Source organism: Kosakonia sp. WA-90 (assembly GCF_039871955.1).
Classification (GTDB): Bacteria; Pseudomonadota; Gammaproteobacteria; order Enterobacterales; family Enterobacteriaceae; genus Kosakonia; species Kosakonia oryzendophytica.
The window spans coordinates 643,919-658,986 of record NZ_JBDPLJ010000001.1 but is presented as its reverse complement, the minus strand read 5'-3'; the positions used below and the strand labels follow the sequence as shown (position 1 = coordinate 658,986).

Annotated in this window: 13 protein-coding genes; 9 read left to right on the top strand and 4 right to left on the bottom strand. The window is 53.4% G+C overall.

Annotated elements, in window-relative coordinates; genetic code table 11:
* Window positions 1-48: 48 nt before the first annotated feature.
* Window positions 49-2,256: a ferric-rhodotorulic acid/ferric-coprogen receptor FhuE gene (fhuE, locus tag ABGA49_RS02970; RefSeq protein WP_347665108.1), complete on the bottom strand. Its 2,208-nt coding sequence runs from the start codon at window positions 2,254-2,256 to the stop codon at window positions 49-51.
* 340 nt (window positions 2,257-2,596) lie between these two features.
* Between fhuE and hinT the strand changes: the two genes are divergently transcribed.
* The 8 genes from hinT (at window position 2,597) to ABGA49_RS02930 (ending at window position 8,727) form a co-directional block, all read left to right on the top strand.
* Entirely contained in the window at window positions 2,597-2,956 is a 360-nt protein-coding gene (gene hinT, locus ABGA49_RS02965; RefSeq protein WP_061494873.1) for a purine nucleoside phosphoramidase, read from the top strand.
* A gap of 1 nt (window position 2,957) precedes the next feature.
* Window positions 2,958-3,332: a YcfL family protein gene (locus tag ABGA49_RS02960; RefSeq protein WP_347665107.1), complete on the top strand. Its 375-nt coding sequence runs from the start codon at window positions 2,958-2,960 to the stop codon at window positions 3,330-3,332.
* Window positions 3,333-3,342: 10 nt separating this feature from the next.
* Window positions 3,343-4,002 (top strand): penicillin-binding protein activator LpoB, encoded by a 660-nt coding sequence (gene lpoB / locus ABGA49_RS02955; RefSeq protein WP_061494876.1) that lies wholly within the window; start codon window positions 3,343-3,345, stop codon window positions 4,000-4,002.
* Entirely contained in the window at window positions 3,983-4,798 is an 816-nt protein-coding gene (thiK, locus tag ABGA49_RS02950; RefSeq protein WP_061494878.1) for a thiamine kinase, read from the top strand. Before lpoB ends, thiK begins: the two co-directional genes overlap by 20 nt.
* Window positions 4,799-4,809: 11 nt before the next feature.
* On the top strand, window positions 4,810-5,835 hold the full coding sequence (gene nagZ, locus ABGA49_RS02945) for a beta-N-acetylhexosaminidase (RefSeq protein ID WP_061499971.1): 1,026 nt from the start codon (window positions 4,810-4,812) through the stop codon (window positions 5,833-5,835).
* A gap of 36 nt (window positions 5,836-5,871) precedes the next feature.
* The gene (gene ycfP, locus ABGA49_RS02940) at window positions 5,872-6,414 is read left to right on the top strand and encodes an alpha/beta hydrolase YcfP (RefSeq protein ID WP_061494880.1); all 543 of its coding nucleotides are present in this window, start codon (window positions 5,872-5,874) and stop codon (window positions 6,412-6,414) included.
* Between the two features lie 268 nt (window positions 6,415-6,682).
* Window positions 6,683-7,987, top strand: a complete 1,305-nt coding sequence (locus tag ABGA49_RS02935; RefSeq protein ID WP_061494882.1) for an NAD(P)/FAD-dependent oxidoreductase — start codon at window positions 6,683-6,685, stop codon at window positions 7,985-7,987.
* 200 nt (window positions 7,988-8,187) lie between these two features.
* On the top strand, window positions 8,188-8,727 hold the full coding sequence (locus ABGA49_RS02930; protein WP_061494884.1) for a glycine zipper 2TM domain-containing protein: 540 nt from the start codon (window positions 8,188-8,190) through the stop codon (window positions 8,725-8,727).
* 529 nt (window positions 8,728-9,256) lie between these two features.
* Here the strand turns inward: ABGA49_RS02930 and ABGA49_RS02925 are convergent.
* A complete protein-coding gene (locus ABGA49_RS02925; protein ID WP_061494885.1) occupies window positions 9,257-9,892 on the bottom strand; it encodes a TetR/AcrR family transcriptional regulator in 636 nt (211 codons plus the stop codon).
* Window positions 9,893-10,135: 243 nt separating this feature from the next.
* On the opposite strand from ABGA49_RS02925, the gene ABGA49_RS02920 reads away from it, so the two are divergent.
* Entirely contained in the window at window positions 10,136-10,393 is a 258-nt protein-coding gene (locus ABGA49_RS02920; protein WP_061494887.1) for a DUF1471 domain-containing protein, read from the top strand.
* A 78-nt stretch (window positions 10,394-10,471) separates the two neighbouring features.
* On the opposite strand, the gene ABGA49_RS02915 is transcribed toward ABGA49_RS02920, so the two are convergent.
* Together ABGA49_RS02915 and mfd are read right to left on the bottom strand one after the other, a co-directional pair.
* On the bottom strand, window positions 10,472-11,437 hold the full coding sequence (locus tag ABGA49_RS02915; RefSeq protein WP_139109671.1) for a L,D-transpeptidase family protein: 966 nt from the start codon (window positions 11,435-11,437) through the stop codon (window positions 10,472-10,474).
* Window positions 11,438-11,596: 159 nt separating this feature from the next.
* The gene (gene mfd / locus ABGA49_RS02910; protein ID WP_061494890.1) at window positions 11,597-15,043 is read right to left on the bottom strand and encodes a transcription-repair coupling factor; all 3,447 of its coding nucleotides are present in this window, start codon (window positions 15,041-15,043) and stop codon (window positions 11,597-11,599) included.
* Window positions 15,044-15,068 lie beyond the last annotated feature (25 nt).

Sequence of the window (15,068 nt, the reverse complement as noted above, 5' to 3'; positions counted from 1 at the left end):
AGGATAAAAAAGGGAGCCATCAGGCTCCCTTAGCCTTTAACACGCTTATCAGAAACGGTAGTTGGCGCTGATAGAGAAGTTACGCGGCGCGCCATAAACCCCATAGGTGCCCAGATAATCGTAATACGCTTTATCGAACACATTGTTCAGGTTGGCCTGAATCGCGAAATTTTTAGTGGCCTGATAACGGGTAAACAGGTCAACCACGGTGTAGCCGCTCTGGGTGATACGGGTATCGCCATTCGGGCCTTTAATATCCTGCCAGCTTTTGTTTTGCCAGCGGGCACCACCACCAAAAGCAAGTTCTGGCAGCATCGGTAATTGGTAGCGGGTAAACAACTTCATCGTCGTACGCGCTTGTTCCGGGTTAACCGCAACACCGTCACCATCTTCCGCCATAAAGCGGCTGGCACCGAAAGTCAGTTGCAGGTTGTCGGTCAGTGCGCCATTCAGTTCAAATTCAACCCCTTTGCTGACGGTGCCGTTCACGGATTTATACGCCGTCTGGCCACCAGAGTTCGGGATGTACTCGCCCGTCGAAACAGCAACGTGATCCTGCTCGGTGCGGAATAGGGCAAACGTTGCCGTCAGGCGCGTGTTAAACCAGTCGCCTTTCACCCCGGCTTCGTAGCTTTTACCTGTCGTCGGGTCGAGGAACTCGCTGTTGATATCGCGCTGGCTTGAAGGCTCAAAGATAGAGGTATAACTGCCGTACACAGACCAGGTGTCATCGATGTCATAAACCAGCCCCGCATACGGCGTTACATCATCGGACTTGCTGTTGCGGATTTCATCCGGTTTACGTTCCAGGTTGTATTTTGCGCTCCACTCGGTGTAACGCGCACCCAGAATAAGGTGCAGGGGATCCGCCAGCGAAATACGGGTTGCTGCATAAACGGATTTCTGGCGGATCACATCCCGCTGATAGAGCGCCCAGTCTGACCAGGTGGGGTCAGCAAGCGTATTGCCGCTGTAACGATTGATACTGCCAACGTCCATCAGACCGGAATTATCATTCACCGGATAAGCGTTGTCATAGTTGTTACGCTGACGACTGTAGCTACCGCCAAACATCACTTCATGTTGACGACCGAGGAGATCGTAGCCACCGCGCACGAATGCATCCACAGAGTCCTGTTTACGCTCACCACGGTTCCAGCCGCCCCAGGCACCTTGCCATTGTGAGGCATCGTAGAGACCGGTGTTTTTATCCGGATAGCCATCGATATACATCAATTTGCTGTCAAAATTGGTTTCCGCATGCATGGCGTTAACTTTCGCTTCCCAGCCGTTATCAAAACGCTGCGTCAGATTGGCGAAAATTTTTGTGGAGTCCATGTTGGAGTAAGCCCAGTCAGCCGCTGTGTTGAAGCCACGGCGAAAGTGCGTACGGCTACCATCGCTGTACATCGACGGGAAACCGCCCCAGGTCGGGCTGTCTTCCTGGCTTTCCTGATAGTCATACCCGACAGACAGAGTGGTGGAATCAGTGAGGTCTGCATCTACAACACCGGTGAGGAATTTTTTGCGGTAATGGTTACGCTCAATCCACGAATCTTTATCCTGGTAGCCGGTGATCATGCGGCCTCGCACATTACCGGACTCTGTTAATGGTGCCTGTAAGTCGAGGACGTAGCGTTGATTATCCCAGCTTCCGTACGTTGCAGTTGCGTCGCCTTTGAACTCTTTACTGTCCGCATGCTTACGCACCATATTGACGTAGGCTGACGGGTTACCCGTGCCACTCATCAGACCTGCGGCACCGCGCACCACTTCAATTTTGTCGTAAATGGCGGTATCGCCAGCGGTATCGCCAAAGTTCCAGCGGTTATCCAGGAAGGTCGGCATATCTTCATAAGCAAAGTTACTGATGAAAAAACCGCGTGCGAAGAAGTTTGTCCGGTGCGAGTCGATACGCGAGGCGTTTACGCCAATGGTATTGTCCAGAACCTGTTCAATCGTGTTCAGCTGCTGATCTTGCATGCGCTGCTGGCTAACCACGCTCACAGATTGCGGAATATCGCGTGGCACCAGCAACAGTTTGGTGCCGGTTGTTGTGGTTTTAACACTGTAGTCCTGATCCTGACTGTCGGAGGTGCTTAGCGCTGCGCTGTCTACAACCACGGTATCTTCAGATGTTTTATCAGTCGCAAGGGCAGCAGAAGGTGCCAACGCCAGCGCAATGTACGTGGCAAGCAGAGACGGTGTGGCGGCTAACGGATGCGCGGCTTTCCTGGCGTGATGAGTGAAAGACATGAATAAACCTTACTGGTGTGTTAGAGGGAGTGCCCGGCGGCGATACGTTGTCGCGGCAGGCGTACATTTTTAATTGGCCTGGCAGTAATTGCGCATGAAAATGCAAATGCGAAATATACGCATTCACTAAATGGATGTAAACAGATGTAAGATTTATTACTGAAATGCTGTTTCACCGTCGCGAGAGGGAAGGGTTGTCTATTCCTGCGCCAGCGGTGCCTGAAAGAGGAAAGAAAAACAGCGTTTTGGTTGAAACGACAAGAGAAACTCGATCATACTCTAGGGCAAGTAATTGACGACGGCTGCGGGCATCTCCCCGCGCTCAAAAAAGGAAAACGTCATGGCCGAAGAAACCATTTTCAGTAAAATTATCCGCCGCGAAATTCCGTCAGACATTGTGTATCAGGATGAGCTGGTCACCGCTTTTCGTGACATTTCCCCGCAAGCACCCACGCATGTGCTCATTGTGCCGAATATCCTCATCCCTACCGTTAACGACGTGACCGAAGCGCATGAACAGACGCTTGGGCGTATGCTGACGGTGGCGGCGAAAATCGCCCGTGATGAAGGTATTGACGAAGACGGTTATCGTTTGATCATGAATTGTAATCGTCATGGCGGGCAGGAGGTTTATCATATTCATATGCACCTGCTTGGCGGACGGGCGCTTGGGCCGATGCTGGCTCATAAAGGCCTGTAACATGACCACAGGGCGTGTTGCCTTATTACTGGCGGCGTTGACGCTGGCGGGGTGCAGTTCGCGCCCGGCGATCCCGGTTGCCAACAATCAAACGCTGGTGATGGAGTCCAGTATACTGGCGGCAGGCATTACCGCGCAGCCGCCAACGTTAAGTACTGAAGAACTCCAGCCCTCCGCGTCTTCACGGTTATTTAATGAGAGGCAACAACCCGTTACTGTGCATTATCGTTTTTACTGGTATGACGCCAGAGGTCTGGAAATGCATCCCCTGGAAGCCCCGCGTAGCGTGACCATTCCGGCGAATTCCGGTGTGACGCTCTACGGGAACGCCAACTATTTGGGGGCGCGTAATGTCAGACTTTATCTCTACCTGTAAGGGGTGACTCTTGATTAAAACACTTGGACGCTACGCACTACTGACAACTTTCGCCATGTTGTTGTCGGGTTGTATCATTCGCGGTGAGCAACAACCCGCACCTGTCGATCAGGCCGGGGGAGGGGAGCAGCAACCCACGCAGCCGCAACCGCAACAACCGGTACCGACGGTGCCTTCTGTCCCGACACTGCCGCAGCAGCAGCCAGGCCCGATTGAGCATCAGGATCAGACTGCGCAGCCAACGCCGCGTGAACGTCACTATGACTGGAATGGCGCGGTGCAACCGATGGTGGGCAAAATGCTGCCTGCGAGCGGTGCAACAGCGGGAAGCGTGCTGCTCGTGGATAGCGTAAATAACCGCACTAATGGCGCCATCAATACCGGTGAAGCCACCGAGGCGGTGCGTAATGCGCTGGCTAATAACGGCAAATTTACATTGATTACCGCACAACAACTGGCCGTGGCGAAGCAACAACTGGGGCTTTCACCGCAGGACAGTCTGGGGACGCGCAGCAAAGCGATTGGCATTGCCCGCAATGTCGGCGCGCAATATGTGCTGTATTCCAACGCGACCGGCAATGCCAATGCACCGGGCCTGCAAATGCAATTGATGCTGGTGCAGACCGGCGAGATTATCTGGTCGGGTAAAGGTGCGGTTCAGCAACAATAAACCAACGCGTGACGACATCCTGTCACGCTATTTTCCGCAATATGCTCCCGTCGCCAGTCAGAATACCGGACTTAGCGGCGGGAGTTGTCTTATCAGCGATGGCCTGCACACGCGGGTGTTGCGCCAGCGTCATCAGAGCGCATCTTCACCTTTCCGGCGACAATACCGGGTGTTTAAACATTTACCGCCGACGATTGCGCCACGCGCCCATCTCTGCACTGGCGAGTGGATGGCGATTGATTATCTGCCCGGTGAAACAAAAACGGTGTTGCCCCCGAGCAACGAACTGGCGGCATTGCTCTATGATTTGCACCGTCAGGCCTGTTTTGGCTGGCGGATCACGCTGCTTCCGCTGCTCGAAGGATACTGGCAACGTTGCGCGCCAGACCGGCGAACCCCGTTTTGGCTGCGGCGATTAAAACGGCTCCGTCAACAAGGCGAACCGGTGCCGCTGCGGTTGGCACCGTTACATATGGATGTACACGTGGGCAATCTGGTGCATGGCCCGCATAGCGTAAGGCTGATCGACTGGGAGTATGCGGGAGACGGCGATATCGCTCTCGAACTGGCCGCCGTGTGGATGGACAACGACGCACAGCGGCGAGCGCTGGTGGAGGACTACGCACGGTGTTCGTCTATCGCACCGGCTCAGTTATGGCGACAGGTAAGACGCTGGCGACCCTGGGTTTTGATGCTGATGGCCGGCTGGTATGAGTGCCGTTGGCAGCAAACGGGTGAACAACAATTTATTACGCTGGCGAATGAAGTATGGCGTCAGCTACAGACTGAAGGATAAGAGAGGTGAGTGTGGGTCCGGTCATGTTGGATGTGGAAGGGTATGAACTGGATGCGGAAGAGCGCGAAATTCTGGCGCATCCGCTGGTGGGCGGCTTGATCCTCTTTACCCGTAATTATCACGATCCGGCGCAATTACGTGAATTGGTGCGCCAGATCCGTAGCGCGTCGCGCCATCGTCTTGTGGTGGCCGTCGACCAGGAAGGCGGTCGCGTACAGCGTTTCCGCGAAGGCTTTACCCGGCTGCCTGCCGCCCAGTCTTTTGCCGCAGTGCATGGGTTGGAAGAGGGCGGCCGTCTGGCGCAGGATGCGGGCTGGTTGATGGCCAGTGAAATGATTGCGATGGATATCGACATCAGTTTCGCCCCGGTGCTGGATGTTGGGCATATCAGTGCGGCAATTGGTGAGCGTTCTTACCATGACGATCCGGTAAAGGCGCTGGCGATGGCAACGCAGTTTATCGACGGTATGCACAGTGCAGGTATGAAAACTACCGGCAAACACTTCCCCGGGCATGGTGCCGTGACGGCAGATTCTCATAAAGAGACTCCGCGTGATCCGCGCCCGCAAGCGGAGATCCGCGCCAAAGATATGTCGGTATTCCGCCAGCTTATTGAGCAAAACAAACTTGATGCCATCATGCCTGCGCATGTGATTTATACGGATATCGATCCACGCCCGGCCAGTGGTTCGCCCTACTGGCTGAAAACCGTCTTGCGTGCTGAACTGGGGTTTGACGGCGTGATTTTCTCTGACGATCTGTCGATGGAAGGCGCTGCGATTATGGGCAGTTATGCAGAGCGTGGGCAGGCGTCGCTGGACGCCGGTTGCGATATGATCCTGGTCTGCAATAATCGTAAAGGCGCAGTGAGTGTGTTAGATAACCTGTCGCCGATCAATGCAGAGCGTGTTACACAATTGTATCATAAAGGTTCATATTCTCGTCAGGAATTGATGAGCACGGCGCGCTGGAAAGCTGTCAGTCAGGAGCTGGAGCGGTTACACGAGCGCTGGCAGGAGCAGAAAGCGGCTCATTAACACCTGCGGACGCGATGTCGAAGTGGTGAGGATACCATGATTATCTATTTACACGGTTTTGACTCAAACAGTCCCGGCAACCATGAAAAGGTGTTGCAGCTACAGTTTATCGATCCGGATGTGCGTCTGATTAGCTACAGCACGCGGCACCCGAAACACGATATGCAACACTTGTTGAAAGAAGTGGATAAGATGTTGCAGTTGAATGTCGATGAGCGTCCGCTGATTTGCGGCGTAGGGCTGGGTGGATATTGGGCGGAGCGCATTGGCTTTCTGTGTGATATTCGTCAGGTGATCCTCAACCCCAATCTGTTCCCTTATGAGAACATGGAGGGAAAAATCGATCGCCCGGAAGAGTATCGGGACATTGCCACGAAGTGTGTGTCTAATTTCCGTGAAAAAAATCGTGATCGCTGCCTGGTGATTTTGTCGCGTAACGATGAGGCGCTGGACAACCAGCGCACGTCGGATGAGCTGCACCACTACTACGAGATTGTCTGGGATGAAGAACAATCTCACAAATTCAAGAACATCTCTCCACACCTTCAGCGCATCAAAGCGTTTAAAACCCTCGGTTGATCTTCCACCGGCAGGTTATCGCCTGCCGGTATTATGCGCTTCTTCCCTTCCGCGTCCGGCAAACGATACCCGCATTCCTGGTAATGCAACTACACTTGTTCATCTTTTAGGCATCAAAACTTGATGCATATCAATTTTGGTATGACCATTGAACCTTACGTGGTATTCTCATCGTCAATGTTGAGTTGCAAGCGCGTAACCCTTTGTTAACTAAAAGCTATTTGTATAACTTTTAGTTAACAATTGGTTAATATTTTAGGGGGTCACTTTGACTACACCATTGAAAAAGATTGTAATTGTGGGTGGTGGTGCTGGCGGTCTGGAGCTGGCAACGCAGTTGGGGAAAAAACTCGGCCGCGGTAAAAAAGCCAAAATTACGCTGGTGGATCGTAACCACAGCCATTTATGGAAACCGTTGCTGCATGAAGTCGCAACAGGTTCACTCGATGAAGGCGTTGATGCGCTGAGCTATCTGGCGCACGCACGTAACCATCATTTCCAGTTCCAACTGGGTTCCGTGGTGGACATTAACCGTGAGAGTAAAACCCTGACGCTTGCTGAGCTGCGTGATGAAAAAGGCGAGTTGCTGGTGCCGGAGCGAAAACTGGCCTATGACACGCTGATCATGGCACTGGGCAGCACCTCCAATGATTTCAACACGCCGGGTGTAAAAGAACACTGCATTTTCCTCGATAACCCGCATCAGGCGCGCCGTTTCCACCAGGAGATGCTGAACCTGTTCCTGAAATACTCCGCTAACCTTGGTGCCAATGGCAAAGTGAATATTGCGATTGTTGGCGGCGGTGCGACAGGGGTTGAACTCTCTGCGGAACTGCATAACGCAGTAAAACAGCTGCACAGCTACGGTTACAAAGGTCTGTCCAATGAAGCGCTGAACGTGACGCTGGTTGAAGCGGGAGAGCGCATTTTGCCTGCGTTGCCGCCGCGTATTTCCGGGGCTGCACATAGCGAGCTGACCAAAATGGGCGTGCGTGTACTGACGCAGACCATGGTTACCAGCGCTGATGAAGGCGGTTTGCATACCAAAGATGGCGAATACATCAACGCCGATCTGATGGTGTGGGCGGCGGGCATCAAAGCGCCTGACTTTATGAAAGAGATTGGTGGTCTGGAGACCAACCGTATCAATCAATTAGTGGTTGAACCAACGCTGCAAACCACGCGTGATGCGGACATTTATGCCATCGGCGACTGCGCCTCCTGCGCCCGTCCTGAAGGTGGTTTTGTTCCGCCGCGCGCACAGGCGGCGCACCAGATGGCCAGCCTCGCCCTGCATAACATTCTGGCGCAGATCAAAGGCAAGCCGCTGAAATCTTATGTGTATAAGGATCACGGCTCACTGGTTTCGCTGTCGAACTTCTCGACCGTGGGTAGCCTGATGGGGAACCTGATGCGCGGTTCAATGATGATTGAAGGCCGTATTGCCCGCTTCGTATATATTTCCTTGTATCGTATGCACCAGATTGCACTGCACGGTTATTTCAAAACAGGCCTGATGATGTTGGTAGGCAGTATTAATCGGGTGATTCGCCCACGGTTGAAACTGCACTAATACACCTTCCTGCTCCTGCTCCCTGGCTACTCGCGCAGGGAGCAGTATTTCCGTCTGCCTGTGGCCGCTATAGCGTTCAGACAACTCTGAATATCCTGATTTCTCCCCTATATATCCCATTTTTTCCTCTCTTTCCGATTGGCTTAACGACTGCCGAAGTTGCAAAATTGTTGCTAATAGCAAACGAGGGAGATAATCCTGTGAATAAATCAATGTTAGCGGGTATCGGGATTGGCGTGGCCGCTGCACTGGGCGTTGCCGCGGTTGCCAGTCTGAATGTATTTGACCGTGGTCCCCAGTATGCGCAGGTGGTTTCCGCCACGCCAATCAAAGAGAGCATTAAAACGCCCCGTGAGGAGTGTCGCAACGTCACCATGACACACCGCCGGCCAGTACAGGATGAGAACCGCATTACCGGTTCTGTTCTGGGCGCAGTGGCTGGTGGGGTGTTGGGTCACCAGTTTGGTGGCGGCCGGGGCAGAGATGTTGCTACCGTCGTCGGCGCGCTGGGTGGCGGCTACGCCGGTAACCAAATCCAGGGCGGGATGCAGGAAAGGGACACCTACACCACGACCCAGCAACGCTGTAAAACCGTCTATGACAAATCCGAGAAAATGATCGGTTACGACGTGACGTACAAGATTGGCGACCAGCAAGGAAAAATTCGCATGGATAAAGATCCGGGAACGCAAATTCCGCTGGATAACAATGGTCAGCTTATTTTGAATAACAAAGCGTAAAACAGAAGTACTCTGCATGTTGGCTCCTCAATTGCTCAGGCTGAGGAGCCTTTTTTCATGTAAAAAGCCTTGCAGCGATGCAAGGCTTTTTAACCATCAAATAAAGTCGTGTTGGCGAATTACCAGCAGGCCGGTGATTAAAACAGAAATAAACGCAAACAGTACCGAACCACCACACACCACCCACAGACCACATAACAATGTTATTACTATTAACACTTTAATGAATGGTAATAGCAAAATCATGTTCATTTTCCTTATGCATGTGTTAAGTACAGTGAAATGCCCTATATCAACGGTATAATTCAGTACAACAGGTAGAGCGAGAGTAAGGGAAAGTCATAGCTTAGCGCGTCTTCATGACACTTATAATTTACACATCACTCGTACTAATCATTAGCACAGCAATAATCACAATTAATCTTAGCAAAGCGGGGAAAAACGCTGAAAGTTTCTACCTATTGTTAAGATAGGTATTAGCTATTGGGAGAGTCACCCGGCAAGCCACTCGCCGCCGGGTGTGAACAACTCAGGGTTTGATCAGATCGGGCCACAATCGCAGCGTAGTTTTGGTGATTTGCAGCAATTTCTCACAACTTGCGCCTTCGCGCGCGCTAATTGACATGCCTTGCAATATACAACCGAGAAACTGCGCCAGCGCCTGCGGATCTGCGCCTGCGGGGATCTCTCCTCGCTGCTGGCGCTGTATCAGGAACTTGAGTAGCGTTTCTTCCTGCTGTGCGTGGCGCGACTTTATGGTCTTCGCAATTGCCTGTGAAGAGGCCGCTAACGTCGCGGAAGTATTGATCATAAAACAGCCGGCTGGCGTATCCGTACTGGTGAAACATTTCGCCACGGCGGTGAAATAGTCCAGTAGTGCCTGCTCAATAGGTTTTTCCTCGCAGTGCAACGATGCTTCGTGTTGCGTGGCGAAACGCGCGATATACCGGTCCAGCACCGCGCGGAACAACCCTTCTTTATTGGTGAACTCGGCATAAAGCGTCGGTGCTTTCGCCCCGGTTGCTTCTACGAGGTCGGATAATGATGTGGCTTCGTAGCCATGCTGCCAGAACAGCGTCATGGCTTTGTCGAGCGCCGCTTCCCTGTCGAACACTTTCGGTCGGCCACGGCTTTTTTTGCTGCAACTGGTGATCTCAGTCGACATAGTGCCGCTTACCTGTGTTGGTTTGTTGAACAGACATTATAAAAACATTATGTCAGCCTGACCAGCAGCAAAACAGCACAAATTAATAAATCCTATGCTTATGAATTTTAAGAAATTAATATTTTAACTAATGATCATTACAAAAATGTGTTGACGTGTGACATAGATCACAACTAACATTTCCCTATCGATCGTTAACATATTCGTTGACGACATCTATCATCTGCATACAGGTAAACAATCATGACAAACGTAAAAGCGCTTTTTGCCGCCGCAGTTCTCAGCTCACTCTCTTTTGCCAGCATGGCTGCGGTTGAAGTCCAATCCGCTCCTGCGGGTCAGCAGGAAGTTGCCACTGTTGGCGTCACTGCCAGCACCAACCTCTCTTCTGTTGAAGATAAACTGGCCCAGAAAGCAGAGCAGATGGGGGCGAAATCCTACCGCATCACCTCTGTGACCGGTTCCGATAAACTGCATGGTACTGCGGTTCTCTACAAATAAGGTCTTACCCTCACAGACCTTTGCCACTGCTAAAAAAAGGCCCTGCATAAGCAGGGCCTTTTCGCGTATCAGGGTAGGTTACAGCATTTGTACCGACGGGTCGGCATGGCGGCTAACATCAACAGGCATGCCAGAGCGAATTTCCATCGCGTGGATCATTACTTGCGCATCGCTGCGGGCGTCGTCCTGGAATGCCTGCATCGCCGCATTCAGTACAATCGGCAGCGTTTTCGGATCGTCATCAATGGATTTTGATAACGGTTGATGGACTTCCACCAGCCGTCTGCCGTCAGGCTCAACCGAGACTTTAATAGGGGTATTAATAATATTCACGGGTGTTCCCGGCGAGACTGCCGCGTAGAGGGCGGAGATGTCGCCATCGCGCAAGCGGATGCAACCGGAGCTGACCCGCATCCCGATGCCGAAATCGGCATTGGTGCCATGCAGCAGATAAACCCCGCCGAAGGCCGCCAGACGAATAGCGTGATGGCCCATCGGGTTATCCGGCCCGGCTGGAACAACGGCAGGAAGATCGATGCCTTGGGCTTTATAGCGTGCCCGAATATTGGCGGTTGGCGTCCACGTGGGGTTAGCGCGTTTATCAGAGACGGTTGTGACCATGGTGGGGGTTAGCGTATCGCCGCCCAGTTGGCCAATACCGATCGGGTAGACAATGACTTCATTTTTACCGGCCGGATAGTAATACAGACGCAGTTCGGCCAGGTTAATCACAATGCCTTTACGTGGGGCGTCCGGCAGCAGGGTTTGCAGCGGGATCGTCAGTACGCTGCCCGCGCGCGGTACATAGGGATCCACGCCAGGATTGGCCTGCAGCAGCGCCAGAAAACCGACATTGTACTGCTTAGCGATGGCTTCCAGCGAACCGCCATCGTTTTGTACCACGTGGAAACGGTTCTCGCCAACGACGCGACTTCCTGCGGGGGGCAACGGCCAGCTATTTGCCCGTGCGGGCAGAGAAAGGGCAACCGTCGCGGCAACAGCGAAGAGCATTATCCAATGAGCAAAGCGCGAATTTTTGATCATGACCATAATCCATGTAAATCATAAGGTTATTTTTATGTGGCAAACTAATGGGATTATGGTGTGCCCGCATGTCGGGAAGTCCTGGCGCATTGCAAAAAATTTGTAAATGTTGCGCTTTAAACACAAACCGGGCCTGATGGCCCGGTTGCGTAATGTGAGTCAGGCAAGGGCGTTTTCCGCTAACTGCTGCATAAAGCTACGCACCCAGTCCATGCGGGTTTTGCGTTCGCCAAGATCCTGTATGAATTTCAGCCGTGTAGGGCCGTCGAGGCGGAAATGTTGCGGCTGCTTCTGCAACAAACCAATCAGCCACGCCGGGTTGACGTGATTTTTTTCATTAAACTCAATCACCCCACCTTTTTCGTTACCCTCCAGCTTACGGATGCCGAGCTTCTGCGCCTGCTGGCGCAGCAAAGCGATGTCCAGCAACGTGCGCGCGGCATCCGGCAACAGGCCAAAGCGGTCAATCAGCTCAACTTTGATCTCTTCCAGCGCATTCTCGTCTTTTGCACTGGCGATGCGTTTATAGAATGACAAACGTGTGTTCACGTCCGGAATAAAGTCATCCGGCAACAGCGAAGGCATGCGCAATTCCACCTCTGTTTGCTGGCTGGTGAGATCTTCCAGTGAGGGTTCGCGTCCCGCTTTTAACGCATCAACGGCGTTTTCCAGTAACTCCATATAGAGTGAGAAACCGATGGTTTCCATCTGACCGCTCTGATCTTCGCCCAGCAGTTCACCGGCGCCGCGGATCTCCAGATCGTGAGTCGCCAGCGCAAATCCGGCGCCCAAATCTTCCAGCGAAGCGATAGCTTCCAGGCGTTTCAGCGCATCAGGGGTCATCGCTTTCGGATGCGGTGTTAACAACCAGGCATAGGCCTGATGATGCGAACGCCCCACGCGACCACGTAGCTGATGCAGCTGCGCCAGCCCGAAGTGGTCAGCCCGTTCAATAATGATGGTGTTGGCGGTCGGAATATCGATCCCGGTTTCAATAATGGTGGTGCACACCAGTACGTTGAAACGTTGATGGTGGAAATCATTCATCACCCGTTCCAGTTCTCGTTCACGCATCTGCCCGTGGCCGATTGCAATGCGCGCTTCTGGCACAAGTTGTGCCAGCCGGTCTGCGGCTTTCTGGATGTTTTCCACGTCGTTATAGAGGTAGTAAACCTGGCCACCACGCAGCACTTCGCGCAGGATCGCCTCACGCACCACCAGACTGTCATACTCGCGCACAAAGGTTTTAACCGCCAGTCGACGTGCCGGTGGGGTGGCGATGATCGACAGATCGCGCATTCCGCTCATTGCCATATTGAGCGTACGCGGAATGGGCGTTGCCGTCAGGGTCAGGATGTCGACGTCGGCGCGCATCGCTTTAATGCGCTCTTTATGACGCACGCCAAAGCGGTGCTCCTCATCCACGATCAACAAACCGAGATCTTTCAGTTTGACGTCGCTTTGCAGCAGCTTATGCGTGCCTATCAGGATATCTATTTTGCCTTCTGCGGCCTGTTCCAGAACCTGTGCCTGCTCTTTGGCACTGCGGAAACGGGAAAGCATCTCAATGCGCACTGGCCAGTTAGCGAAACGGTCGCGGAAATTATCAAAATGCTGCTGTGCAAGCAGGGTGGTTGGCACCAGCACGGCCACCTGCTTATTGTTTTCCACCGCCAGAAATGCTGCGCGCATTGCCACTTCGGTTTTACCGAAGCCTACATCGCCGCACACCAGACGATCCATCGCCAGCGGCTGACACATATCGCTGAGCACAGCGTTGATGGCTTGCGCCTGATCCGGTGTGGTTTCAAACGGAAAGCCATCGCAGAACAGCTGATACTGTTCGCGATCGTGCTTAAAGGCAAACCCCGCTTTAGCTGCGCGCTGGGCGTAGATATCCAGCAGCTCTGCGGCGACGTCCCGCACTTTTTCCGCCGCTTTTTGCCGTGCCCGCGTCCAGGCGTCGCTGCCCAGTTTATGCAGCGGCGCGTTCTCTTCGGCACCGCCGGCGTAACGGCTGATCAGATGCAGCGACGATACCGGAACATACAGTTTGGCGTCGTTGGCGTAGGTCAGCATCAGATACTCATTCTTGATGCCGCCCGTCTCCAGCGTGGTCATACCGGCATAACGCCCGACGCCATGCTCCAGATGCACCACTGGCTGGCCATCGTGTAGCTCGGCAAGGTTGCGGATCAGCGTGTCCGGATTAATGGTGCGGCGCGTGTCCTGACGGCGACGGGCAACGCGTTCGCCCAGCAGATCGCTTTCGCAAATCAGCGCCCGGTTGCGCAGCGTATCGATAAAGCCGTGTTCGGCCGCGCCAATCATCAGCCAGCAACCAGTGCTGGTTGCCTCGTCAAGGCGCAGGATCCGTTTAGGCGCAACCTTAATACGCGCCAGCAGCTCAATTAATGCTTCACGGCGGCCTTCACTTTCCACCGAGAACACCACCGGGCCACTAAAGGACTCAAGGAATTTGCGCAGGTTATCCAACGGCGATTTTTGCTGAGCTTGCACAGAGAGATCCGGCAACGTCTGGTAACCGAGGTTGACGTGCGCGGCTTTCTCCGCCAGTTTTTCGCTTTTGAGCTGGATACGTGGCCACTTATTCAGTTCGCTGAATAACGCATCGACGCGCAACCACAGGGCGTCCGGCGGCAGGAGCGGGCGCATCGGGTCGACACCGCGGCTCTCGAAGCGTGCTTGCGTCTCTTGCTGAAAACGCTCGGCGCTGGCTTCCAGCGAACCGGTGTTCACCAGCAGTGTGTTAGCCGGGAAGTAGCTGAACAGCGGTTGTAATGGCTCACTGAAAAACAAGGGCTGCCAGTATTCTATCCCTGCGGGCAGGGTGCCTTTACTGACCTGCTGATAGATGTGCTCAGCATCGCGTTTGACGTCAAACTTATCGCGCCACTGGCTGCGGAACAGCTCAATCGCGGTTTTGTCTGTCGGGAATTCATGCGCGGGCAGTAAGTTAATGGCTTCCACTTCTTCCAGCGTACGTTGTGTATCGGTGTCGAAAAGACGCAAGCTGTCGATTTCATCATCGAAAAAGTCGAGGCGGAACGGTTGCTCGCTGCCCATCGGGAAGAGATCCAACAAGGCGCCGCGGGTGGCATACTCACCGTGTTCCATTACCTGATCGACGTGGCGGTAACCCGCGCTTTCAAGCTGAGTGCGCAACTGGTCGCGCGACAAACGCTGGCCTTTTTGCATCATCAGCGCGTGGCCATGCAGGTAACTATGTGGGCAAACGCGCTGCATTAACGTATTGACCGGGACAATCAGCACGCCGCGCTGCATCGCGGGCAGTTGATACAGGGTCGACAGGCGCGAAGAGATAATCTCCTGGTGCGGTGAGAAACTGTCGTACGGCAGTGTTTCCCAGTCAGCGAGGTTCATCACCAGGTTGTCGGTAAATTGCCCAATTTCATCTTGCAAACGCAGCGCGTTTTGCATATCGGGTGCGATTAACACGACCGGACCCGCATGGCGTTCAATGATTTCCGCCACTTCAGTGGCGCAGGCTGCACCGGTGAGTTCGCCAAACTGGCGCTGATCGCCTGCTTTTGTCGGCAGAGAATAACGGTATTGTTCAGGCATAGACGGTGTCGGTGTTCCTTATGGA

Excerpts from the sequence above, each read along its gene's own strand:
- fhuE (WP_347665108.1), bottom strand. The coding sequence starts at position 2,256 with ATGTCTTTCACTCATCACGCCAGGAAAGCCGCGCATCCGTTAGCCGCC.
- hinT (WP_061494873.1), top strand. The coding sequence starts at position 2,597 with ATGGCCGAAGAAACCATTTTCAGTAAAATTATCCGCCGCGAAATTCCG.
- ABGA49_RS02960 (WP_347665107.1), top strand. The coding sequence starts at position 2,958 with ATGACCACAGGGCGTGTTGCCTTATTACTGGCGGCGTTGACGCTGGCG.
- ycfP (WP_061494880.1), top strand. The coding sequence starts at position 5,872 with ATGATTATCTATTTACACGGTTTTGACTCAAACAGTCCCGGCAACCAT.
- ABGA49_RS02925 (WP_061494885.1), bottom strand. The coding sequence starts at position 9,892 with ATGTCGACTGAGATCACCAGTTGCAGCAAAAAAAGCCGTGGCCGACCG.
- ABGA49_RS02920 (WP_061494887.1), top strand. The coding sequence starts at position 10,136 with ATGACAAACGTAAAAGCGCTTTTTGCCGCCGCAGTTCTCAGCTCACTC.
- ABGA49_RS02915 (WP_139109671.1), bottom strand. The coding sequence starts at position 11,437 with ATGATCAAAAATTCGCGCTTTGCTCATTGGATAATGCTCTTCGCTGTT.
- mfd (WP_061494890.1), bottom strand. The coding sequence starts at position 15,043 with ATGCCTGAACAATACCGTTATTCTCTGCCGACAAAAGCAGGCGATCAG.